General features: G+C 66.7%; 18 protein-coding genes. 5 read left to right on the top strand and 13 right to left on the bottom strand.

Annotated features, from left to right (window positions below; translation table 11 throughout):
- Positions 1-69 precede the first annotated feature (69 nt).
- Positions 70-1,347, top strand: a complete 1,278-nt coding sequence (locus tag JOD63_RS01825) for an MFS transporter (RefSeq protein ID WP_045277201.1) — start codon at positions 70-72, stop codon at positions 1,345-1,347.
- A gap of 230 nt (positions 1,348-1,577) precedes the next feature.
- Here JOD63_RS01825 and JOD63_RS01820 read toward each other — a convergent pair whose 3' ends face one another.
- From JOD63_RS01820 to JOD63_RS01790, 7 genes are all read right to left on the bottom strand, one after another.
- The gene (locus JOD63_RS01820; protein ID WP_045277200.1) at positions 1,578-3,056 is read right to left on the bottom strand and encodes a glycoside hydrolase family 43 protein; all 1,479 of its coding nucleotides are present in this window, start codon (positions 3,054-3,056) and stop codon (positions 1,578-1,580) included.
- Positions 3,057-3,081: 25 nt separating this feature from the next.
- A complete protein-coding gene (locus tag JOD63_RS01815; protein WP_045277199.1) occupies positions 3,082-5,919 on the bottom strand; it encodes an alpha-L-rhamnosidase in 2,838 nt (945 codons plus the stop codon).
- Positions 5,920-5,993: 74 nt separating this feature from the next.
- Complete coding sequence (locus JOD63_RS01810) at positions 5,994-6,830, bottom strand: ATP-binding cassette domain-containing protein (RefSeq protein ID WP_045277198.1); 837 nt, start codon at positions 6,828-6,830, stop codon at positions 5,994-5,996.
- A complete protein-coding gene (locus JOD63_RS01805; protein WP_045277197.1) occupies positions 6,827-8,629 on the bottom strand; it encodes a dipeptide/oligopeptide/nickel ABC transporter permease/ATP-binding protein in 1,803 nt (600 codons plus the stop codon). Before JOD63_RS01805 ends, JOD63_RS01810 begins: the two co-directional genes overlap by 4 nt.
- Positions 8,626-9,567 carry an ABC transporter permease gene (locus JOD63_RS01800; protein WP_045277196.1) on the bottom strand — a complete coding sequence of 314 codons (942 nt, stop codon included), beginning with the start codon at positions 9,565-9,567 and terminating at the stop codon, positions 8,626-8,628. Before JOD63_RS01800 ends, JOD63_RS01805 begins: the two co-directional genes overlap by 4 nt.
- 24 nt (positions 9,568-9,591) lie before the next feature.
- Positions 9,592-11,124, bottom strand: coding sequence for an ABC transporter substrate-binding protein (locus tag JOD63_RS01795; RefSeq protein WP_045277195.1), 1,533 nt, complete (start codon positions 11,122-11,124; stop codon positions 9,592-9,594).
- 235 nt (positions 11,125-11,359) lie between these two features.
- Complete coding sequence (locus JOD63_RS01790; protein ID WP_271180702.1) at positions 11,360-12,403, bottom strand: LacI family DNA-binding transcriptional regulator; 1,044 nt, start codon at positions 12,401-12,403, stop codon at positions 11,360-11,362.
- Positions 12,404-12,587: 184 nt separating this feature from the next.
- On the opposite strand from JOD63_RS01790, the gene JOD63_RS01785 reads away from it, so the two are divergent.
- Both JOD63_RS01785 and JOD63_RS18325 read left to right on the top strand, forming a co-directional pair.
- The gene (locus tag JOD63_RS01785; RefSeq protein WP_045277408.1) at positions 12,588-14,972 is read left to right on the top strand and encodes a glycoside hydrolase family 3 N-terminal domain-containing protein; all 2,385 of its coding nucleotides are present in this window, start codon (positions 12,588-12,590) and stop codon (positions 14,970-14,972) included.
- Positions 14,973-15,154: 182 nt separating this feature from the next.
- Positions 15,155-15,436 (top strand): DUF5597 domain-containing protein, encoded by a 282-nt coding sequence (locus JOD63_RS18325; protein WP_045277194.1) that lies wholly within the window; start codon positions 15,155-15,157, stop codon positions 15,434-15,436.
- Positions 15,437-15,492: 56 nt separating this feature from the next.
- On the opposite strand, the gene JOD63_RS01775 is transcribed toward JOD63_RS18325, so the two are convergent.
- Positions 15,493-16,953, bottom strand: a complete 1,461-nt coding sequence (locus JOD63_RS01775) for an MFS transporter (RefSeq protein WP_045277193.1) — start codon at positions 16,951-16,953, stop codon at positions 15,493-15,495.
- A gap of 66 nt (positions 16,954-17,019) precedes the next feature.
- On the opposite strand from JOD63_RS01775, the gene JOD63_RS01770 reads away from it, so the two are divergent.
- Entirely contained in the window at positions 17,020-17,613 is a 594-nt protein-coding gene (locus tag JOD63_RS01770) for a TetR/AcrR family transcriptional regulator (RefSeq protein WP_157004069.1), read from the top strand.
- On the opposite strand, the gene JOD63_RS01765 is transcribed toward JOD63_RS01770, so the two are convergent.
- Positions 17,614-18,213 carry a GNAT family N-acetyltransferase gene (locus tag JOD63_RS01765; protein ID WP_045277191.1) on the bottom strand — a complete coding sequence of 200 codons (600 nt, stop codon included), beginning with the start codon at positions 18,211-18,213 and terminating at the stop codon, positions 17,614-17,616. It lies immediately after the preceding gene.
- A 93-nt stretch (positions 18,214-18,306) separates the two neighbouring features.
- Between JOD63_RS01765 and JOD63_RS01760 the strand changes: the two genes are divergently transcribed.
- Positions 18,307-18,948, top strand: a complete 642-nt coding sequence (locus tag JOD63_RS01760) for a TetR/AcrR family transcriptional regulator (RefSeq protein ID WP_045277190.1) — start codon at positions 18,307-18,309, stop codon at positions 18,946-18,948.
- Positions 18,949-19,030: 82 nt separating this feature from the next.
- Here JOD63_RS01760 and JOD63_RS01755 read toward each other — a convergent pair whose 3' ends face one another.
- From JOD63_RS01755 to JOD63_RS01740, 4 genes are read right to left on the bottom strand one after another with little or no spacing between them, the layout of a single operon-like run.
- A complete protein-coding gene (locus tag JOD63_RS01755; RefSeq protein WP_045277189.1) occupies positions 19,031-19,867 on the bottom strand; it encodes an ATP-binding cassette domain-containing protein in 837 nt (278 codons plus the stop codon).
- Positions 19,864-21,648, bottom strand: coding sequence for a dipeptide/oligopeptide/nickel ABC transporter permease/ATP-binding protein (locus JOD63_RS01750; RefSeq protein WP_045277188.1), 1,785 nt, complete (start codon positions 21,646-21,648; stop codon positions 19,864-19,866). Before JOD63_RS01750 ends, JOD63_RS01755 begins: the two co-directional genes overlap by 4 nt.
- A 26-nt stretch (positions 21,649-21,674) precedes the next feature.
- Positions 21,675-22,616, bottom strand: a complete 942-nt coding sequence (locus tag JOD63_RS01745; RefSeq protein ID WP_045277187.1) for an ABC transporter permease — start codon at positions 22,614-22,616, stop codon at positions 21,675-21,677.
- Between the two features lie 56 nt (positions 22,617-22,672).
- Positions 22,673-24,223, bottom strand: a complete 1,551-nt coding sequence (locus tag JOD63_RS01740) for an ABC transporter substrate-binding protein (RefSeq protein ID WP_169748428.1) — start codon at positions 24,221-24,223, stop codon at positions 22,673-22,675.
- Positions 24,224-24,309: the final 86 nt, after the last annotated feature.

Here is a 24,309-nt window from a genome sequence, read left to right as displayed (position 1 = left end):
CCCCGCCGCGACAGCGGTGTCGCGTCCCCGGTCACCGGTGCGAGCACGGGTACCGCTTGGTCCTGCCTCATGCAGCAGCAGCGTCGACTCTCCCCTCCTTTCACACGGGTACGTGCGATTCCGCACGCACGCGCCCACCGTCGCCCTCGCGACCTGCCCGTCGTCGGCCTGCTCGCGCTCGCCGCGGCGATCTTCATCGCGCAGACCGCCGAGTTCCTTCCTGGCGGGCTCGTCCCACACATTTCCGATGATCTCGGCGTTGAGGCGGCTCTCGTCGGACAGATGATCTCTGTGTTCGCCTTCACCGTCGTGCTCACCACAGCGCCGTTGTCGCTCGCCTTCGCGAAGGCTCCGCGAAAGCCTCTGGTGATCGCCTCCCTTGCGATCGTGAGCCTCGGCAACCTCGGCGTCGCACTCGCCCCGGGTCTCGAATGGATCATGGGCGCCCGGGTTGTGGGCGCCATGGCCCATGGGCTCTTCTGGGCCGTGGTGGCGACCTACGCGGTCGAGATCGTTCCGCGCGAGAAGCTCGGTCGAGCTACGGCGTACACCGCCGTCGGCGGCTCGCTCGCCGGCATTCTCGGCATTCCCATCGGCAACATGCTCGGAGAGTGGTTCGGGTGGCGCATCGCGTTCGCCGTCGTGGCGCTCGCCGGCGTCGCCACCGCGGCGGTGCTCGTTCGCTGGCTGCCCGCCATCGGCACGAAGACTTCTGGCGCGAACGTGACGTCCACGAAATCGAGCTGGGACCGCTCCGCGATCGGGATCGCGGCGGTGTGCTTCCTCATCCTCGTTCTCGTGCTCGGACAGACCGCGTTCGGTCCGTACACCACGCTCTGGCTCGAGGACGTCGCCGGCTTCGAACGCAGCATGATCCCGCTCTACCTGATGATCACCGGAGTCGCCGGCGCGGTCGGCGCCGTCGTCGCGGGCAACCTCTACGACCGCTACCCGCGCGCGACTTTCGCGCTGTCGGGCACGGTGCTGACGCTGTCGATGGTCCTCCTCCCGGTCGTCGCATCAACCGGATTCTCGGGAGCACTGCTCGCCGTCGCCATCTGTTCGAGCATGGGATTCGCCGGCCTCCCCATGATGCTCCAGACACGCATGATGCACACGGCGTCGCCGCAGCTGCGGCGACTTGCAGGCGCAGTGCAGACGACCGTCTTCAACGTCGCGATCGGCGGTGGCGCGGTGATCGGAGGCCTGGTGGTCGTGGGCCCGGGTGTGGCGGTGCTGCCATTGCTCGCCGCGGCTGCGGCGGTCGTCACCTGCTTGGCAGCGGTGCTGTGGGATTCCCTCGAGGCCGCGGCATCCCGTCGGCTCGCCTCTTCGTCAATGGTCTAGGACCAGGCCCCCGGCCGCTCGGCGGGCCCAGCGCCATACGGATCCGGGGGTGACGCCCAGGCTCAACCCGCTCCCCCGCCCGCGGGTGTACATGACCACCTTCCAGAACAGGCGAAGTCCGCGGGCTCGAGCACATCAGGTGGATAGGGCCCGAGCTACCACAGCGGCACGGTGAAGCGCGCCACAGCGGCCCCTTTCGTCGTTGCCGCGGGCGTGTGCGCGCCCGTCCATCAGAGCGGACGGTACTCGATGCGACGCGCCGTGGTGGCGCGGGCATCGCTGCCGACCGCGAGGACACGACCGGTGAATCCGCTCGCGACCTCGGTGCTGAGGTAACGACCGTCCAGGCGAGCGAGCTCGACCCAGCCGTCGGCCCGCTCGAACTCGAGCACGATCAGGTCGGGGGCGGGGACCCCGAGCGGAACCTCCTGGCGCGGCGGCGCCTCGGCACGCAGGCGCACTCGCGTCGCCTCGCCCCCAGACAGCGCCGCGACTCCGACCGTCTGCTCGCGACCGCCGATCGTCGCGACCGCGACGGCCTCACCGTCGACCACATCGACACGGTAGTTGTGGAGCGGATCGATGCGGACCTCGAACGAGCCGTCGCCGACGAGGTCGGCGATCGCTTCCCACGACAGGTCACGCACGCGAACGCAGAGTCGTCGGGTCGGCGGGACCGTAACCCCGGTCGCCGGGTCGCGCTCGATATCGTCGAGCGTTCCGGAAGGGACGACCCACCGTGGTTGAAGATCCGCGTCGACGAAGTCTTCGACGAACCCGGTGAGGCCCTCCGGAACGGTGTACCGGTCAGTGACGAACACCGGCCAGCCGTCTTCCCAGTCGATACCCGACAGGAAGGTCTCACGTCCGAGCATGTGGAAGCCCGGGGTGCCGCCTCGCGGCCGCACCCCGAGATACACCGCGGCCCAGTCGCCGGATGCCGTCTGCACGAGATCGGCGTGCCCGGTGTTGTGGACGGGAGTGTTGGTGCTGCGTCGTGTGAGGACGGGATTGGCGGGGCATCCCTCGTACGGGCCCTCGGGTCGTCGGGCGCGCGCGACGGTCGCGCAGTGACCGCGCTCCGTGCCCCCTTCTGCGTAGAGGAGATACCACCACTCGCCGATGCGGTAGAGGTGCGGGCCCTCGGCCGATGGAAGACCACTGCCAGACCAGACCTCGTACGACGGCTTCAGCATCTCGCCTGTCGAAGGGTCGACCGGTGCCTGGTGGACGTCGATGCCACCTACGTCGAAGTTGAACCGATGCCACGTCACGAGGCACGTGCCGTCATCATCCCAGCAAATGTCGGGATCGATGCCGATCGCGTCACGGACGTGGACAGGCTCGCTCCACGGCCCCGCCGGATCAGTGGCGGTCACGATGATCTGACCGCTGTCGATGTCGGAGACGTTTGTGGTGATGTAGTAGAACCTGCCGTCGCGGTGACGCAGCGTTCCCGCCCAGACGCCGAGCGACGGACGTCCCTCTCCCTCGACGAACTGCTCGCGTGTGGTGAGGATGTTCCCGATCTGGGTCCATGTCAGGAGATCGGTGCTGTGGAAGACCGGCACCGCGGGGAAGTACTCGAAACTCGACGTCGCGAGGTAGTAGTCGTCGCCGACCCTGCAGACGGTCGGGTCCGGGTGGAAGCCCGGCACGATGGGAGTGATCGATGAGTTGCCCGGCGTGACGGCAATGGGGTTCAGCATGTGGATCCAGTCCTCAGAGTCGATGTCAGGCGGGGACGGGGGCGGCAGCGCCCAAGATCGCTGCGACCTTGGCGTGCACCTCGTGGCTGCGGTCGATGTACCCTCGGCCGCCTTCGATGTGCTCGGCGATGATGTACGACACCTCCGCCGCCGGGGCATCCATCGCCGTCGCCACCAGCCGCAGCGCCTGCAGCTCCCCTTCGGGAACCAGACCGACGCGCATGAGAGCCTCGACGGTGCGCTGCCATGCTTCGCCCTCGTCCAGGAGGTCGCGGATCGTCGCGCCGGTGAAGTCTCGGTGTGCAGGCTGCTCGGAGATCGCCACGGTCCACGTGTGCGTGCCGTGGCCGATTGCGAACGTCTCACCCGATCCCGGAAGCACGACGTCGCCTCCTACGCCGACGGGGAGGGATGCCGTCACGACGATCGCGCCGTCGACGCGCTCCCATCCGACCGAGATATCCCCGTAGGGGCTCACGTGACGCGCGGATGCCCGCGAGAGCTGCTTCGGGGGAAGCGGGGCGATCCGCACGCGGCGGTACCCGGGTGCGGCGGGCTCCAGACCGGCGATGGATCGGTGCAGAGTGTCGGCGACCGCGCCGAGCGCGTAGTGATTGAACGAGGTCATCTCGCCCGGGTTGATCGACCCGTCGGGCAGCATACTGTCCCAGCGCTCCCAGATCGTGGTCGCACCCATGGTGACGGGGTACAGCCATGACGGGCATGCCGTCTGGAAGAGGAGCCGGTAGGCCACGTCCGCATGTCCGGCACCGATCAATGCATCGCAGACCAGCGGCGTGCCCACGAAGCCGGTGGCGATGCGGAAGCCGCTCTTGCGCACGAGGTCCGCGAGCCGACCGCCCGCCACGGATCGCTGCGCCTCGGTGGGCAGCAGGCCCCACTCGAGCGCCAGCGCGTACGTCGTCTGCGCCTCCGACATGAGGCGACCACTCGGTGTGACGTACGCGGCGACGAAGGCGGCGCGCACCCGTTCTGCGAGCTCGGCATAGCGTGCGGCGACTTCGCGCTCGCCGATCACCTCGGCCGCCTCGGAGACGACCTCTGCCGAGCGGGCGAAATGAGCGGTGGCGACTACCTCGGCCGCCGCCTTCGCGTCAGCCGGGTCGTGCGGCGACGCCGAGGGGTCGAGCCAGTCGCCGAACTGGAACCCGCTGTTCCACAGCAGATCCTCGCCGGCGAGCTCCTCGACGTGGTCGACCCAGGCGCGCATGCTGTGCAGCTGACGACGCAGGATGCCGGCATCACCCGTGCGCAGGAAGAGGTTCCACGGCACGAGGGTCGCGGCGTCGCCCCACGCGGCCGTCGCAGGGTCGTCGACGCGATCGCGGACCGTGTTCGGGATGACGTGCGGCACGGCACCGGTCGGGTACTGCTCGGCCGCCAGATCAGCGAGCCACGATGTCACGAGCCCTGAGACGTCGTAGAGGTACTGTGCAGTCGGTCCGAACACCTGCAGATCGCCTGTCCAACCGAGCCGCTCGTTGCGCTGGGGGCAGTCGGTGGGGATGTCCACGAAGTTCCCGCGGGTGGACCACACGACGTTCTCATGAAGCTGGTTGAGCAGTTCGTGCGACGAGTCGAACCAGCCGGTGCGTTCGAGATCGGTGCCGATGAGCACCATCGTGACGTCTTCGGACGTGAGATCTGGGATACCGGTCACATCGGCGTAGCGGAAGCCGTGCAGGGTCAGCACGGGCTCGAGCACCTCCTCACCCGTGCCGGCGAGGGTGTAGACGTCGGTCGCCTTGGCGCTGCGCAGCGGGCGGGTTCCGAGTTCGTCGTTCTCGAGCACCTCCGCGTGGCGGACCACGACCTCGGTGCCTGCAGGGAGCCCGCGTGTGCGCACGCGCACCCAGCCGACCGCGTTCTGACCGAAGTCGATCAGGGTGCGACCTGCGGGCGAGATCCACACCTTCTGGGCGGCGATGTACCCCGTCGGGCGCACCGGCGGACCGTCGGGCGCAACGAGCGCGTCCGTCCCGGCAGGCACGATCTCCACCGGCACGCGCGGCGCCTGCGTCGGATCGCGCCGAAGGTCGGCGGTCTGCCCGTTGTACAGGTCGTCGGAGATGATCTGGCTCTCGTGCGCCGTCCAGGTCGTGTCGGTGGCGATCACGTGGATCGCGCCGTCTTCAGTGACCACTTCGAGCTGCGCGCACAACGCCACGCGCTCGCCGTAGAGAGCTCGCTCCCCCATGTAGCTGAGATAGCCGCGGTACCAGCCGTTGCCGAGAAGGGCGGAGAAATCGTTCGCTCCTTCACGCACCAACTGCGTGACGTCATAGGTGTGGTATCGGAGACGGTCGTCGTACGACGTCCACCCCGGAGCGAGGACCGTGTCGTCGACGGGCGTGCCGTTGACAGATGCCTGATAGATGCCGTGCGCTGTCGCGTACAGACGGGCGGATCGGACCTCCCCCGGGATCTCGAATGTACGCGAGACGATGGGCGCAGGCTCATCGAGTCCGGCGATGCCGACCGGGCTGACGAACTGAGCCTCCCAGTCCGCGGCGTCGAGGAGCCCGACCTCGACGGTCGACGAATCGCTCCACGGCCCCCAGTCGGCGGCGTCGCGCACACGCACGCGGACAGCTGCCGTCGCGCGAGAGGTCAAGGGTAGGACGGGCCATGGCACCAGAACCTGCTCGTCGCCCTCCACCACTGCGGACGACACCCGGTTCCCGATGGTGACCTCGATCTCGTACGCCGCCTGCGCGAATCCGCTGCTGGCGCCGGTGATCGACCATGTCAGCCGCGGCGCGGGCGTGCCGACCCCGAGAACGCGGGGCGCACGGGGGAAGTGTTCGAATCGGGGGGCGCTCGGCGTGGCGGTCTGGGTCATTTCGTTCTCCTGAGGGGGCAGCGCCGCCGGCGAGGCACTCGGTGGGGGGAAGTGTGGATGCGGCTCGACGGTGATCAGACCGCGAGGTCGCCCGTCTCGCTGAGCACGCGAAGCCGTTCTGCGCGGCGCGCGCGCTGCTTCTTCGGATCGGCCACCGGCGCGGCCATCTGAAGTCGGCGCGTATACGGGTGAGTCGGGGCGGTCGCGACCTGATGCGCCGGCCCCAGTTCGACGATGTCGCCCTGGTACAGCACGGCGATTCGGTCGCTGATCGAGTTCACGACTCCGAGGTCGTGACTGATGAACAGGTAAGCGACTCCGGTCCGCTCCTGAAGCTCCTTGAACAGACCGAGGACCGTCGCCTGCGTGGTCACGTCGAGGGCACTGGTCGGCTCATCGCAGATGATCACCGCGGGGTCGAGAGCCAGGGCGCGCGCGATCGCGATGCGCTGACGCTGGCCCCCGGAGAACTCTCGCGGGTAGCGGCGCCCGGCGTCGGAGGGCAGGCCCACGGCATCGAGCAACGTGCGGACTCGGCCGGCACCGCCCGTGATGCCTGCTGCCGCGAGCGGCTCGACGAGGATGCTCTCGATCGTCATGGAGGGGTTGAGCGAGGTATACGGGTCTTGGAAGACGACCTGGATGTCGGAGGCGATCTTCCGACGCCTCGCCCGCGGTACGTTGCTGATCGTTTCACCGCGGAACTCGACGCGTCCCTCGCTGACGGGAGCGAGACCCAGGATCGCCCGCCCGATCGTGGTCTTGCCTGACCCGGACTCGCCGACGAGGCTCAGCGTCTCGCCGGCATGCAGATCGAGCGACACACCGTGGATCACCTCGACGGGGGCCCTCCGGCTCTTGCCGGGGAAACGGACGACCAGGTCTTCGACCTTGAGAATCGGTTCGTTCATGCGCCATCCTCCATCAGCTCGACGCTGCGCGAAGAGGACAGCAGCCGCCTGGTGTACTCCTGCTCGGGCTTCTCGAAGATGTCTTCCACGTCAGCCTTCTCGACGATCTGCCCGTCCTTCATGACGCTGACCGTGTCGCAGAGATCGGCCACCACGCCGAGGTTGTGGGTCACGATGAGGACCGCCAGACCACGCTCCTCGCTGAGACCGCGCAGGATCTCGAGCACCTCGGCCTGAATGGTGACGTCGAGAGCTGTCGTGGGCTCGTCGGCGACGATGATGTCAGGATCGGAGGCGATCGCACCGCAGATGAGGACGCGCTGCGCCATGCCTCCCGAGATCTCGTGGGGGTACATGGCCATCACCCGTTTGGCATCACGGATACCGACGCGTTCGAGGAGCCCGAGGATCTTCTTCTCCGCCTCCGCCTTCGACATCGGCCGCGATGCGCGCAGGCCCTTGATCAGCTGGCGCCCGATCGTGAAGGTTCCGTCGAGGTTCGACATCGGCTCCTGCGGGACGTATCCGATGCGGGTGCCGCGCGCAGCGCGCTGCTTCTTCGGGTCGGCGAGCAGGTCATCACCGTCGAGATACACGCTGCCGCCGAGGATGATCGCCTCGCGCGGCAGAATGCCCAGAGTCGAGAACGCCATCTGAGACTTGCCCGAGCCGGACTCGCCCACGAGTCCGTGGATCTCGCCCCGTCGAATATCGAGATCGGCACCGTGCACGACCTCCGTCACCGTGCCATCCGGCTTGGGATAGCCGATACGCAGATCTCGGATCGCCAATATCACGTCATCCGAGCTGCTCAGCTCGGTGTGTCCGACCTTGCGTGTGTCGGCTTCCCTCAGAGTCGCGACCGATGCGGCGATGGCAGCCTCACGCTTGCGCCGCGAGAGCGCCTTGCTCCGCGCCGACGACTGGAGGACGTCGCTCAGCGCGTTGCCGAAGAGGATCAGAGCGAGCACCGTGATGCTGATCGTCAGGGCCGGCCAGACGACTGCGACGGGGTTGTTGTAGATAGAGGTGAACGACTGCTGGAGCATGACGCCCCAGGACGAGCTCGTCGGGTCGCCGAGACCGATGAACGTCAATCCGGCTTCGAATCCCACTGCCGCGGCCATTGTGAACGCGGTCTGGATGATGATGGGAGCGCGGACCGCCCACAGCACGTGGCGTCCGACGATCCGGATGTCGGACAGCCCGACGACCCGTGCTGCGTCGACGTAGAGTTCGTTGCGGACGGTCACGACGATCGAGCGGACGAGCCGGTAGTAGGTGGGGGCGATGATGAACCCGAACACCGCCAGCGCGAGGTTGATGTTCGGCCCCGTGAGCGAGTAGAGCGCGATCATCAGGACGATGCCCGGCAGCGACATGATGATGTCGATGACGAAGTTGGAGGTCGACTCGAACCTGCCACGGTAGAAGCCCGCGACCAGGCCGGTGGTGACGCCGACGACGAGCGACACGATCGTCACGATGGCGATGCCGACGACGGTGGTCTGCGCGCCCCAGATCAGCCGGTCGAGGATGTCTCGGCCCGCGGCGTCTCCGCCCAGGGGGTGCCCAGGGCTGAATGGCGGAAGATTGGCGATCGCCAGATCCACCTTCGTCGCAGGACCGGACGTGATCCAGGGCGCGAGCACTGCGGCGAGGAGGACGATCGCGAACCAGACGATGGCGAGGACCGCCATCGGATTGCGCAGAAGCTTTCGCAGTGCTGCGAACCGCCGGCTGTGGTCGGGCACGACCCCGTGCGGGTCGACGGTCGGGACGACTTCTTCGATGGTCATCGTGCGCGCGCCTTCGGGTTGAGAGCCTGGATCGCGAGATCCGATGCGAAGTTGACGATGAGCACGATGAGGGTGAACACCAGGACGGTGCCCATCACCATCGGCACATCACTGCTCTTGGCCGACTCGACGGACAGCTTTCCGAGCCCGGGGAGGGCGAACACCTGTTCGACGAAAACCGCACCGCCCAGGAGGCTCAACGTGGTGAGGCTCACGACGGTGAGGCCTGGAGCGGCAGCGTTGCGAAGGGCGTGCTGGAAGATGATCGGCCCCTCCTTCATACCGCGTGCTCTCAGCGTCCGCACGTAGTCGTTGCCGAGCGTGTCGAGCATCGCGGTCCGGAACTGCTGCGCACCGCCGGCGACGGCGCCGATGAGAAGGGACAGCATCGGGAGCGCGATGGAGAGCACCCACAGAGTCGGGTCGACGTCGAACGGCACATAGCCGGTCGCCGGGAAGATCCGCCAGTTGATCGCGAAGGCGAACACGAGGGCGATGGCGATGATGAAGCTCGGGATCGCTGTGCCCGCGACCGAGAGCACCTGGACGAATCGGTCAGTCGTCCCACCCTTGACTGCGGCGGTCACGCCCAGGAGAACGCTGATGAGAGCGGTCAGGATGAGCGCGGGGATGACGACGGAGAGGGTGACCGGGACGCGCGTCGCGAGCGCCGCGGTCACCTCCTGGCCGCTGTAGAACGAACGACCGAGGTCGCCGGTAAGTACGTTGAACAGCCACTCGCCGTACTGCACGAGCAGTGGACGGTCGAGGCCGAGCTGCACCATCTTCGCCTGGATGCTCTCGTCGGTCGCACCGATGCCCAGCGCGGACGAGGCGATACCCCATCCGTTCCCGTACATCAGGGCGAATGTGACGAAGGTCACCACCAGGAAGACCGCGATGGATCTTCCCAGTTGTTTCAGAACGTTGAGCAGCACAGCTCGGCCTTTCCCGTCGGCGTCTTACTGGAAGTCGCGCAGCTTCGGCGCGAGCGCCTCGATGTCGGAGTCGGTGGGAACCGAGACCAGATCGGCGTCGTATGCGAAGTGCGTGCCCTTGTAGACCAGCGGCACCTGCCAGGCGTTGTCGATCGTGTACTGGTTGATCTCCTGCTGGATGGTCGCGCTCTCCTCCGCGGAAGCAGTCGCGAGCTTCTCGTAGCTCGAGTCGACGAACTCGTCCGGCTGGTGCGAGACGTTCCACCAGCCCTCGTTGTAGTCCTCGATGTAGATCTGGAACGTCGAGTCACCGAGGTTGCCCAGCTCGAAGAGGATCACGGGGTAGGTCCCCGAGAGCAGGTCGTCGATCGCGGTCGCACCGGTCAGAACCTTCTCCGTCGCGCGGATGTTGATCTGACCGAGCTGCTCGATCACGTACGGCATGATGTGCGCGAGGTTGCTGTCCAGCGACGGAAGCTCGATGTCGAACCCGTCGGCGTAGCCCGCCTCCGCCATCAGGGCCTTTGCCGCCTCGACGTCGTACGGGTACGGGTCTTCGAGGTCCTCGATGTACGCCTCGGTTCCCTGGCGGAAGTACTGAGCGGTCGGCTCAGCGTTGCCGAGGTAGATCGACTCGGCAATGGCTTCCTTGTCGAAGACCATGTTCATCGCCTGGCGAACTCGCACGTCGGCGAGAGCCGGGTAGACCTCGCCGTTGTGGTCGGTGAGCAGGATGCGAACGGTCTGCCCCTGGAAGTCCTTGATCTCCAGTCCGGAGGCCTCAGCCTCCGCACGGGCCTGATCGGTCACGAGGCCACCGGCGACCTGGCCGGTCTTGAGCGCTGACACCATGGCCGACTCGTCCTCGAGCACCTTCACGACGAGGTTCTCGTAGGGGTAGTGATCCGCGTTCCAGTGGTCTGCGTTCTTGGTGTAGACGTACTCGGAGCCGACCGTCGTCTTGTCCATGTCGATGACGTAGGGGCCCGATCCGAGCGGCTCGTCGAGGTACTCGCCCGAAGCGAGGTAGTCGGCGCTCGTGACCGGGATGTCGCAGATGAGAGTGCGAACGGTCGCCTGCGGCTCGGGCCACTCGAGCGTGATCGTCAGAGGGTCATCGATGGTGATGATGAGGTCCTCGTAGTCCGCAGCACGCGAACTCTCGGGCTGGCCCATGTACTCGTAGGCAGCTTTGATGTCCTCAGCATCCAGCACGGAGCCGTCCGAGAACGTGAGTCCGTCGCGAAGGTGAGCGGTGATACCGGTGTTGTCGGGGAGCATCTCCCACGACTCGGCGATGTCCTCCTCGAGCTGCGCAGACGCATCGCACTTGACGAGGCGGTCCCAGACGGCGTCTGCCGGCCAGTTCTGGTAGGCGGGCTGGATTCGGGGGTCGAAGCCTTCGATGTCCTGGCTCATCGCGAGCGTCAGGGTCTCTTTGTCAGCCGAGGCGCTCGGGTCTGCCGACCCACCGCCGGAGCAACCCGCGAGGGCGAGCGCCCCCACGATTGCAACCGACACGACGCCCGCTGCACGACGACCATGCAGGTGGTTCATGTGTACTCCTTTGTAGGTGGTGCAATGCCAGCTCTCCCTAGAGCCGGGGTTGTGCAGACCGTCGGGACTCCAACGTCATGCTGAAACGTTAGAGAACGTTCTACACGAGAATGATCGTACGCATCGCGTCGACTCATGGCAAGTGAGAATAGAACGTTCTCTATAACGATTTTGTCACCAGTGCCGGGAACGTCGGTGCGGAGCGAAGCCTCCCGTCGCCATCCGACGGAAGGCCTTACACGGCGGGCGGCGCAGTCGTCGACCGCGCAACCAATCGCGGCTCGAGAAGGAGATGCTCGCTCTCCACCCGACCTGCGATGCGCTCGAGCAGCAGACGGCCGGCCTCTCGCCCCATGATGTCGCCCGACTGATCGACCGTCGTCAGCGCAATGGGCCCGATCGCGGAGATCCGAGAGTTGTCGTAGCCGACGAGCGAGAACGCGGCGGGGACCTGCCGGTGATTGTCCCAGAGTTCGCTCAGAATGCCGAGAGCAGTGATGTCGGCCCCGGCGAAGACGGCAGTCGGCGGCTCATCCTGAGCGTCGATACGATGCACTGCCTCTCTGCCCCCCTCGAGAGTCCAGGTTGAGTCGATGATCGTGGCCGCCGCCGCGAGACCGTGCCGCCCCATCGCGTCGAGGAAGCCCTCGAGGCGATAGCTCTCCGGTCGATCCGACTCGGGATCGGTCTGATGATTCGCGACGAAGGCGATGCGTCGGTGTCCGATCTCGACGAGATGCTCGACCGCGAGTGCCGCGCCGACCCGGTCATCGCCGGATACGGAATCCAGGCCAGCGGCACTCGTATGGCGACCGACGACCACCACGGGGAGTTCGCGCGCAACTCGCTCGAGGTCATCGTTCGACACGAGCGGGGCGACGAGGATCAGCCCGTCCATCTGGTGATCGACCAGCGCCTCGATGGCCTGGTTCTGAGATGCGGCATCGTACCCGGCGGTCGAGATGAGCACCTCGTAGCTCTGAGGATGCACCACTCCTCGCAGCCCGTCTGCGATGACGCTGAAGAACGGGTTGTCGATGTCCGACACCATCATGCCGATGGTGTACGTGCTCCCCCGCATCCCGCGCGCGAGCTTGTGCGGCCGGTATCCGAGTTCGTCCATCGACCGCTGGACGCGTTCGCGCATCGAGTCGCTCACACCATACGCGTTGCGCAGCACCTTGGAGGCGGACGCAGTCGACACGCCCGCATGCTTCGCGACATCGACGATGGTCGCACGCTTGCGCTTCGCGCCATCTATCGGCTGAGCTGAAACCACGTGATCCTCCGTCCAAAACGTTAGCGGATACCGCAGTGGCAGCCGCGCCCGCTATTCTGTATAACGTTCTCCAAAGCTGGAGGCAACACCGGCACGAAACCGCGCAGGTGCACACGGAGCACCTTCACGCGAACCGACCTCCCACATCCACCCCGCACCGCAGGCAAGGACCCCCGTGAGCACCATGCACACCCATCTGGACGCATCGCTGAGCCCCGAGAAGCGCGCCACCGCCCTGCTGGGCGCGATGACGCTGCGCGAGAAGGCATTCCAGATCACCTCGATCGCGCCGTGGAACTATGTCGATTCGGCCGGACAGCGCGTCGCGGCGGCCGACTCGTACGTGCAGCGGGGCGCCGGATTCATCTGCAACTTCGGCGTCGACGACCCGCAGTCGATGGCGGCCACGGTGGGCGGACTGCAGCGTGTGGCGATCGAGGAGACCCGCCTGGGCATCCCCATGCTCGTGCAGGCGGAGGCGCTGAGCGGATTCCTCTCGGGCGGGCACATGGTCTTCCCGACACCCACAGGCCTCGCCGCCACCTGGAGCCCCGATCTCGTCGAGGCCATGACCGACGTCATCCGTCGTCAGATGACCAGGGTGGGCGTGCGTCATGCCCTGTCGCCCAACCTCGACCTCGGCCTGGATCCCCGCTGGGGCCGGGTGCACGAGACCTTCGGCGAGGATCCCTACCTCACGGCCGCGATGGGTGTGGCGTTCGTCCGAGGGCTCCAGTCCGACGACCTCACGCAGGGTGTCATCGCCACCGCCAAGCACTTCATCGGATACGGCGCTCCCGAGGGCGGCAGCAACCTCGCCGCCTACGAGGGAGGGTCTCGTCGCACCCGCGACCTCCACGGCTTCGCTTTCGAAGCCGCGATCCACCTGGCGAATCTGCAGTCGGTCATGAACTCGTACAGCGATGTCGATGCCGTCCCCGCCGGGGCATCCCGCGCCGTTCTCACCGACCTGCTGCGCGAGACGTTCGGCTTCGACGGGTTCGTCTCAGCCGACTACGGCACGATCGAGCAGTTCGTCGATCGACAGCGCGCGGCTCTCACCCCCGGGGAAGCGGGCCGGCTCGCGATCCACGCGGGACTCGACACCGAGTTCCCCGTGCCGTTCGGCTTCGGTGAGGCGCTCGCCGCCGAGGTGGAAGCCGGTCGCGCCGATGTGGCGGATCTCGACACCGCCGTGCACCGGGTGCTCACTGCAAAGTTCCGCATCGGCCTCTTCGAGAATCCCTATCCGCACGAGCGCATCGATGTCGCCTCCGTCGCCGCCGAGGGCGTCGACGTCTCGCGCGAACTCGCCCGCAGGTCGGTGGTCATGCTCGAGAACGACGGCATCCTTCCGCTGTCCCCCAGCGCGAAGATCGCGGTCATCGGGCCCCACGCCGACAACGTCGTGAACCAGTTCGCGACGTACTCCTACCCCGCGTTCCGAGACATGATGGTGCACATGTCGTCGGGCGGCATGGGAAACATGATCGGCGTCGACCCGGCCATGGTCGAGTGGAACAATACCGTGTTCGCCGGCGGCCCGGGAGAGCACTACGTGCGCGACCGCCTCGGCGCCCGGTCGCTTGGCGAGGTCCTGGCCGAGCGGGCTGCGTCGGTCGTCGTCGAGCGCGGAGCCTCACTGACCGCGGACCTCACGGACGCAGAGTTCGACCGCGCGGTCGCCACTGCCGACGGCGCCGACATCGTGATCCTGGCGCTGGGTGGCGCGAGTCTCTGGTTCAACGGTGAGCGGACGGAGGGTGAAGGCAGCGACTCGGCCGACATCTCGCTGCCCGCGGCCCAGACGCGACTCGCCGACGCGGTCGCTGCGACCGGGACACCCGTGGTCACCGTGCTCACGCAGGGTCGGGCCTATGTCCTGCCCGAGTCCGTGCGCGCGTCGCGCGCACTCGTCGTCGCGCCCTTCGGCGGTCCGTTCGGACCGGATGCCGTCGCGGACGTGCTGTTCGGCGAGGTGAATCCCAGCGGAAAGCTCGCGTACAGCATCCCGCGCTCCCCTGGTCAGATCCCGGTCTATCACCATCAGCGCAGCGGCACCGGCTACCGCAAGCCGCTTCCGCCGGACGTCACGCACCACTACCTCGACACGGAGGCCACCCCGCTCTACGGGTTCGCCCGCGGCGAGAGCTTCACGTCATTCGAGCTGATCGATCTCGAGGCCGACCGCACGATGACGACCGACGGGTCCGTGCGGATCAGCGCGACGGTCCGGAACACCGGCGGGCGCGCCGGCGCGACGGTGGTACAGCTGTACGCGGGCGCCTTCGGCCTCGGCGTCACCCGCCCCGCGCAGCAGCTGGCGGGCTTCCAGCGGGTCGAGCTGGATGCCTCGGCCTCGGTCCGCGTGTCATTCGAGGTGCAGGCACGCCAGTTCGGCTACACAGCACTCGACGGCGCCTTCACCGTCGATCCCGGCCCCCTGAAGCTGTGGATGGGATTCGATTCCGAGACCCCAGCACTCGCGACCGAGATCGAAGTGACCGGTGCACGGCTGCCCCTGAAGAGCGGCGAGCGCTCGTTCCTCAGCGTCGTCACCGTCGGCTGAGCTCCCGTGCCGACGCTGGTCGGCTGCCAACGACGACGCCCTGCTGATTCCTGAGATGCGCCGCGACGACACGGGCGCCGCGCGCGTCATGCTGGAAGTCGACGCGCACGGAGCCTTCGGCGCCTCGCCGTTCGGCGTGGACTCCGGCCCGGTCGGAGCGGTGGCGCCATCACTGATGCGGCGTGGTCGTGCGCACGGGCGCCGACGAGTGTCTCGCGGTCGGGCGCGGCTTCTCCCTCGAACCCATCGCGGGCGACGGCGCACGCATCGGGATCCCCACCGTCGACGAGTTGAGTGTCGAGAACGGGGACCTGAGGCCGTGTCGACGCCTCAACGGTGACGAGTCGCTCGCGGGGTCGGCGTGGATGCATCCAACTCGAGGTCACGCTGCGACCGGCTGGTTGCCGATCGCTGCGGAGGACGAGAGTTCGGGCATCAGCCGATGCGTGGTGTACTCCTTCTGAGCAGCGTGACACGGGCACCGGCTGAACTGGCGGTGCACTTGGCGGGGAGGCTCAGGTTATCTCGCGGACACGGTTTCGACGGCAGCCCTGACCGCAGTGTCGGCAGGCACATCACCCGCCGGCGTTCCTCGAACCAGGCGTGCTCTCGGGATCAGCAGCGCCACCCCGGCGCTGACTGCTGCTGCGACGAGCCCGAGGATGAAGACGACCTGGAACGATCCGGCGACATCACTGCCCGATGCCCCGGCCAGGATCGCTCCGACGACGGCCGCCGCGACCGTGGTTCCGAACGATCGCATGAGCGTGTTGAGACCATTCGCCGCCCCGGTCTCGCTCACGGGAACCGCACCCATGATGAGTGCCGGCATCGCGGCGTAACCCAGCCCCACGCCTGCGCCGATCACAGCATTGATGACCGCGATCGTCCACGCATGCAGCGGGACGAACGCGCTGACCGCGTAGGCGACGACGAGCACCAGCGCTCCCGCGACCAGAAGCGGCTTCGGCCCGGCGATCCGTTGGATGCGACCCGCGATTGGCGACATCGCGAGCATCGCGAGTCCCGACGGCACGAGCAGCAGACTCGCGGGGAGCAGTTCCATACCCAGGCCTCCGGCGGATTCAGGCACCTGAAGCAACTGCGGAAAGGCGATGCTCGATGAGAACAGTGCGAACCCCATCGCGACTGACGAGATATTCGTTGTGAGCACAGCGGGCCGTAGGCTCACGCGCACATCGATGAGCGGATTGGCTGTGGACAGCTCGTACCAGACCAGCAGCATCAGCGCGAGGAGGCCGATGCCGGCACTCAGCAAGGTCGGCGTCGACAGCCAACCCCACGTATTGCCCTGCGAGACGGCCAGCAGCAGCCCGACGAGGCCGACGCTCAACCCGAACGCGCCGATCAGGTCGACGCGTCCTCCGACCGGGGTGCCGGCGACGGGGACCGCCACGACGACGAGGATCAGGGAGATCGAGGCGATGACCGCTGCGAAGACGAAGAGGACGTGCCAGTCGAAGCGATCCGTCACCAATGCGCTGATCGGCAGCCCGAGCGCTCCGCCGACACCGAGCGTCGCGCTGACCAGCGCGATCGAAGTACCGAGACGGGAGGCGTCCACGACATCACGCAGGAGGGCGATCCCGAGTGGGATGACGCCCATGCCCATCCCCTGGAGCGCGCGCCCGACGATCATCCAGATCAGGTCGGGCGACAGTGCACAAACGATCGATCCGACCGTCAGTATCGCCAGCAGGACCAACGCGATCCGACGCTTGCCGAACATGTCGCCGAGCTTTCCGGCGATCGGCACCGCGATCGCCGATGCGAGCAGGGTTGCCGTGATGACCCACGCTGTGTCTGCGGCAGGAGCGTCGAGCAGCTCCGGCAGTCTGCCCTGGATGGGGATCAGGATCGTCTGCATGAACGACGCCCCCATCCCGGCGAACGCGAGCACTGCGACCACCAGGTTCTGACGTGTTCTGCTGTAGACGGTGTCGACGACGGACTCGACCATGGCGCACCTCCATATGTGGCGACTAAGTGTCTAGTTTGAGACGCAGTATCAGATAAGCTATCACGCGTGAGAACCGAGATCAGAGCTCGCGCCCACGAGGCGATGCGCACGGAGCTTCTCGCGGCGGCTTTCGCCGTGATCCTCGAGCACGGATACGACGACCTCACCGCCGACGAACTCGCCCGAAGCCTGGGCATCTCTCGCGCGTCCTTCTTCCGTCACCTCGGGTCCAAGGACGACGTGATCGTCTCCGTAATGCTCGGCCCCACAGCGCAGTTCGCCGATGCCCTGCGCGACGCACCACGCGATTCGGGCGAATCGACGTGGCGACAACTGCGCGCGGCCTTCGAACCCTCCGTGACCGCCGCCGAAGCCGCCCCCGACCTCCAGCGCAAGCGGATGCGGCTCATCCAGTCGATTCCCGCAGTCGGCGCCCGCTTGCAGGGCGCACGCGGACCGCAGATCGAGGCGCTCGCCGAGGTCCTAGCCGAGCGAGGAACCGAACCCTTCGCAGCCGAGGTGCTCTCGACGGCCGCCGTCGCCGCGCTGGATCGCTGTTGGGCACGCTGGATCCGAACCGACAGCCATTCGCTGCGCACGATCCTCGATCGTGCGTTCGCGGAGCTGGATGCTGCCGCTCGACCCTCACCTCCCGGCTAGTCAGTCGAGGGGCAGACCGAACGTCTGACTGCGCTCGTCCGACGCGATGTTCTCGAACCCCACACGGGGGTAGAACGCGAGGGCGCCCGGATTCTCCTTCGACACACCGGCGCGAACTCCGGCGACGCCGCGCTCTCGCAGCGCGGCCGCGAGGTGACCGATCAGCACCCGACCCCAGCCCGCTCCCTGACCTTCGGGCAGAAGATCGATGTGCAGCTCGGCCGGGAACTTCGCGAACTCGGCCGCGGACGCATGCCCGCGAGAGTAGCCGTACGCGATCATCCCCGCAGTTCGGGTCGTGAACGACGCCGGCATCGGCCAGCGCTGGGCGTTACGCGGCCACCACTCGGCGCCGAACCAGGCTTCGAACGCGGACGTGTCATCCGTGCCGACGATATAACCGATCGGTCGGTCGTCGTCGGAGCACAGAATGAACGCGAGGTCGGGATGCCGGGTGACGTACGGGAGCACGAACAACTCGGGGAGGATGTCGTCATCATCGAGCTGGCCGGTCGCATCTCCGCCGTTGTCGGCGGTGGCAAGGCAGATGCGGGCGAGGTCGGCGGCGTCTTCAACTCGGTAGGGGCGCACAGATGGCATGGTGTCAGCGTAGAAGAATGTTGGCCGAATACTCCATTTCAACGAGATATTCGGACGTAGACTGAAATCACAGTGACAGGACGACGGGGGCCGATGGAAGACGCGACCACAGTGGATGACTCGGCGGTCGCATCCGCGGGGAACGGTCGTCGCCGAGGCCCGTACGCGAAGACGGCTCGAACCCGAGAGCGGATCGTCGACGCGTGCGAGGTGCTGTATGCAGCGAACGGATTCCGCGCCACCACGATCAAGGACATCGCAGAGTTGGCGGGCATCACCGACCGAGGACTCGTGCATCATTTCCCGACGCGCGAAGACCTCCTGATCGCCGTCCTCGAGCGACACGAACACCGGTCATCCGATGCGATCACCGGCGACGATCCGATCACGTTGCTCCGCGCGGTGCTGGCTCAGGAGGCAGCGCTGGAGGAAGCGCCGAATCTCGTCGAGATGCGCACGGTGCTGCAAGCTGAGGCGACCGACCCTCGCCATCCCGCGCACGAACACTACATGAGCAATTACACCGAGTGGCGCGGCTTCCTCGCCGCGGTGTTCGGCGAGCTCCGCGCTCGCGGCGAGGTCGATGCGGCGATGTCCGACGCCGAGCTCGCCGGGTCGTTCATGGCGCTCAGTGACGGGCTTCACCTTCAGCACATCTACGATCGCACCACTACTCGCCCGTCGGTGGCGCTCGGTGCCTATCTGAGCCAGTACATCCCCGCCCTGAAAGAGTGACATGCGCACGCGTGCACCGGCCGCCGCACGTCGAGCACAGCAGGCCGGTGCACGCGCGCCCGCATCAGCGTGCCACGGAGCTTTAGACGAGTTCGGAATCCAGGGCCGCACGGCGCTCGGCGCGACGCTCGGCCTGTCGCTCGGGGTCGGCGATCGGCGCCGCAAGCAACAGCCTCTGGGTGTAGGTGTGCTCAGGCGAGCGGGTGACCATTGCGGCCGGCCCGGTCTCGACGATGTCGCCACGATAGACGACAGCCACCCGGTGACTGATGTGTCGCACGACGGCAAGATCATGCGACACGAACAGGTAAGCCACCCCTGTCTCCCGCTGGATATCGATGAGCAGGTCGAGCACGCGAGCCTGCGTCGACAGGTCGAGCGCCGATACCGGCTCATCGCACACGATGAGGCGCGGATCCGGTGCGAGCGCGCGAGCGATGGCCACACGCTGACGCTGTCCTCCAGAGAACTCGCGTGGCAGTCGCTCGGAGGCGTTGAAGGGAAGGCCGACGTGGTCGAGCAGCGACTTCACGCGTTCCCTCGCGTCGCGCTGCGTTCTGCCCTGCGCGACAAGCGGCTCGGTCAGGATGTCTCCGACCGTCATCGCAGGGTTCAATGACGTGTACGGATCCTGGAAGATCACCTGGATGTCCCGCGCCAGGGCGCGGCGGGTGCGCTTGCCTGCATGCGTGATGTCATGCCCGTCGAATGAGATCCTCCCGGCGCTGGGCGGCACGAGCCCGAGCACAGCACGACCGATCGTGGTCTTGCCGGATCCCGACTCTCCGACGATGCCCAGCGTTTCGCCCCGTGCGATCTCCAGCGAGACGCCGTGGACCACCTCGACAGGCTTCGCCCGGAAGCCTTTGCCAGGGAAGCTGACGCGGAGGTCGTCGACCTCGAGAAGCGTCTGGGTCATCGCACCATCTCCTCCGCGGTCGGCGTCAGTTCTTCTCGGACCTTGTCCTCATCGAGGATGCTGTCGAGCAGCCCGACCGTGTACTCGTGCGTCGGTGCCCGGAAGACATCGATCGTCTTGCCTGTTTCGACGATCTCTCCCGATCGCATCACCGCCAGGCTTGTGCAGCTGTCGGCGACAACGCCGAAGTTGTGCGTGACCAGAAGCACGGCCATGCCGAGCTCGCCCTGCAGCTCCCTGAGCAGGTCGAGGATCTCGGCCTGCACCGTGACATCGAGCGCCGTTGTCGGCTCGTCCGCGATGAGCAGTTTCGGACGGCTCGCGACGGCACCGGCGATCAGCACACGCTGCGCCATGCCGCCCGAGATCTCGTGCGGATAAGATCCGAAGGCACGGTGCGGGTCGGCGATACCGCAGCGATCGAGCAGTGCGAGTATGCGCTCCTTCGCCTCGGCCCGCGACACCCGCTGAGTCGCCCGCAGGCTCTCGATGAGCTGAGAGCCGATCGTGTAGGACGGATCGAGATTCGACATCGGCTCCTGGGGCACATAGGCGATCGCTCGCCCGCGCAACGCCGACATCTGCCTGTCATCCAGGCCGAGCAGTTCCCGACCCTCGAAGAGGATCGATCCGCTGGTGATGATCGCCTCGTTGGGCAAGACGCCCAGCACCGCGAAAGCTGTCTGAGTCTTCCCCGAGCCGGACTCACCGACAAGACCGAGCGTCTCCCCGCGCTCGAGGTCGAACGTCACGCCCTTGACGACCTCCACGACGCTGCCGTCGGGTTGGGGATAGGCGATGCCCAGATCGCTCACGCGCAGCACGGGTCCGTCGCCTCCGACGACCGCGGACGGCGTCGTCGTCGTCGCGACCCGCTGGCCCGCTCCCATCTTGGATGCGACAGGACGCGAACCCTCGAACGCATCGCGGAGGGAATTGCCCAGGAGCACCAGCGAGGCGGTCATGAGTCCGAGCAGAATGCTGGGCCAGACGAACTGCATCGGGGCGAGATAGAGGTTCTGGAACCCCGACGCGATCATCGCGCCGAAGCTCGGGATGTCCTTCGAACCCACGCCGAGGAAGGCGAGGCCCGACTGGAGGCCGATCGCCGCCCCGGCCATGAAGGCCGCCGCGATGATCACCGGCCCGCGCACGACCACCAGGACGTGGCGGAACAGGATGCGAGATGTCGTGAGGCCGGAGACTCGCGCCGCGTCGACGTAGAGTTCCTCTTTCACTCCGAGCACCGCGTTGCGGACGATGCGGTAGATCCCGGGCGAGAGCAGTACACCGAAGATCAGCATCGTGACGCGGTAGTCACCACCGGTGACGGGCATCAGCATGATCAGCAGCAGCATCCCGGGGAACGTCATCAGCAGGTTGAAGATCCATTCGGTGGTCGCGCGAGTGCGCGAGCCGAAATAGCCGCCGACCAGACCGAACGTCACACCCACGAGCACCGCGACGCCGGTCCCGATGATCGCCGAGACCGTGCTCGTGTTGATCGAGTAGAGAAGACGCGAGAGGATGTCGCGGCCTTCACCGTCACCGCCGAGGGGGTGGCCGGGCGTTCCGATCGGCGCGTTCACCGCATAGACGTCGGCGTCGTTGGGGCCATGTGGCGCCAGGATCGGCGCGAGGATGCCGGCCAGGACGATCACTGTGAGGATGCTCGCAGTGATGATCGCTTGAGGATCGCGCATCAGGCGGCGGAACGGCCCCATGCGCTTCTCGGGCGCGGCAGTCCTCGCGAGCGCGATCGCCTCGGTGGTAGGCGGCATCGCAAGCGGTGCAGTCTTGTTATCTGTCACGACAGCTTCACTTTCGGGTTGAGCCAGGTGTTCACGAGGTCGGTGACGAGGTTGACGGTCGCGACCATCAGCACCGAGACCACCGTGAGACCGAGGAGCATGGGAATGTCAGCCTGGAGGGCTGCGTCGAAGCTGAACGATCCGATACCGGGAAGCCCGAACACGTTCTCGATGATGAGCGCAGCGCCGAACATCGCGACGAATTCGAGCGAGAGGACCGTCAACGCGGGGCCGGCGGCATTGCGCAGCGCGTGTTTGTAGATGATCCGGCCCGTCGAGACTCCGCGGGTGCGGAGGGTGCGGACGTAGTCCTTGCGGAGTTCGTCGATCATGGTGCCGCGCACCTGTGACGTGAGGCTGGCGACGCTGGCGACGACGAGAACGATGATGGGAAGGGTGATGCTGCGCGCCCATCCGACGACATTCGTCGTGATCGGCACGTAGCCGGTGGCGGGGAGCCACTTCAGGTTCACCGCGAACACGAGCACCAGCACGATCGCCAGAAGCAGACCGGGGACGATGTACCCCACGAGTGAGACCCCCTGGGCGAACCGATCGGGGAACCCCCCGCGCGAAGCCGCCCAGACTCCGAGGCTCACACTGATCAGTGCGGTGATGACGAGTGCCGGAATGATGAGCGACAGCGTCACAGCCAGCCGCTGGAAGACCGTGGTTCCGACGTCGAGTCCGTTGTAGATCGAGTTGCCGAAATCGCCCTGGACTGCAGTGACGAGCCATTCGCCGTACTGAACCGGTACGGGACGATCCAGGCCGAGTTCGGCCATCATGGCCGCGGTGGTCTCGGGGTTGGCAGAGTCGCCCAGGAGACGCTGCGCGACGCTCTCGAAGGAAGTGCTCAGCAGGAGGAAGGTGATGAAGGTGACGACGAGCACGAGGATGAGCGTCGTGCCCACGCGTCGCAGGATGTAGCCGATCAAGGGAAGCTCCTCGGGTTGCGCGGCCGGGCGCTGATGTCGCCCGGCCGCGCTCCGGATCAGTCGGACTCGGCGAGTCCGAACACGCGAATCTCGTTCATGGTGCTTGCACCGCTGTCGAGGTAGGCCACGCCGTCTCGCAGAACCCAGATCGTGTCGATGCGGGCGAACGGTGCGGTGAGCCCGATCTCCACGACGTGCTGGTTCAGGGTCCGATACGCCTCGGCAGCCGCGTCCTGGTCGATCGAGCCGTGGATCTCCTCCATCGCAGCGTCGATGACATCGTCGGTGTAGCCCGACGGGTTGTTCTGCCCGGATCCGAAGTTCTGCTCCAGAATGCCGGGGTCACCACCGGTGAACGAGCCGAACGCGATGGTCGCGCCGTACTTGCCGGAGAAGTTGATGCCGTCCATCTCGTTGGGAGGTGTCGGGACCCACTCGACCGTGATGCCGATCTCGCTCAGCTGGTCGGAGAGGAGCGGCTCGAAGCGGGTCGAAAGGTAGGTGCTCGGGATCGGCAGGGTGAAGCCGTCGGCGTACCCTGCGTCTGCCATGAGCTCCTTGGCAGCCTCGACGTCGTAATCGAAGTAGCTGTCGAGCTCCTCGATGTACGCGTTGCCGGTCGGGCCGAACAGCTGGTTCGTGGCAGCGCCGGTGTCGGGCATCAAGGAGGAGACCATGCCCTCGCGATCGATGGCCATGTTGATGGCCTGGCGCACGCGTTCGTCGCCCAGAGCGGGGATGCGCTCACCGGTGCGGTCGAGGATGACGAGCTCAGCGATCGTGGCGCCTGTCACCGTCTGGAAGGAGAACGTCTCGGCGTCCGCCTCGAACGGGGCGATCATCTGCGGGTTCACGGTTGCCGCGTAGATCTCGCCGGCCTGCAGCGCGTTGATCTGCGCAGTGGGGTCGGCGAAGACCTTGACGGTGATCGTGTCGAACGGGAACGCGTCGGCGTTCCAGTACTCGTCGCGCTTCTCGAGCACGTACGCCGTGCCCGCGACGGTCTCGTCGCTCAGCGTGTACGGGCCGGAGCCGACCGGGTCAGTCGCAGTCGCCTCGTCCTCGACCGTGGCCGGGTCACCGATGACGCCGGTCGCGTTGAAGAGCGTCTCCAGGAAGGCAGGGTCGAACTCCGTGAACTGCACCTCGACAGTGGAGTCGTCGACTGCCACGACGTCCGAAACCATCGCGAATCGCGACTGCTGGGTTCCGGGTGTGGTGCGCGTACGGTTCATCGAGGCGGCGACGGCCTCCGCGTCGACCGGATCGCCCGAACTGAAGGTCATCCCCTCGCGGATCTTGAGTGTGAGGGTGAGGCCGTCCTCGGAGTACTCCCAGCTCTCAGCCGCGTTCCCCTCGATCTCTCCGGTCTCAGGGTTCTTGGCCAGGAGCGTGTCGTACACGGCGCTCCACACGTAGGCCGACTGCCCTTCGTAGAGCATGGCCGGGTCGAGACTCGCGGGGCCGCCCATCGCGCCCACGATGAGGTCGTGGGTCTCGGAGCCCTCTTCGCCGGTGACGGAGTCATCCGCCGCGCACGCCGTCAGCGAGACGGCCAGCGCGGCGCCGGTCAGGAGTGCGGCGATCCGCGCTCCTCTTCTGGTCATTGCATTCATCGTGGTGTGAACTCCTTTGTTGGTGCCTTGGTGGTGCATCGGTTGGCATCTCGCCGCGCCGCCCGCCTCAGAATACG

This window comes from Microbacterium terrae (assembly GCF_017831975.1).
In the GTDB taxonomy this organism is placed as follows: domain Bacteria; phylum Actinomycetota; class Actinomycetes; order Actinomycetales; family Microbacteriaceae; genus Microbacterium; species Microbacterium terrae.
Note: the sequence above shows the minus strand (reverse complement) of the source record. Positions and strands in the feature narration are given on the sequence as shown.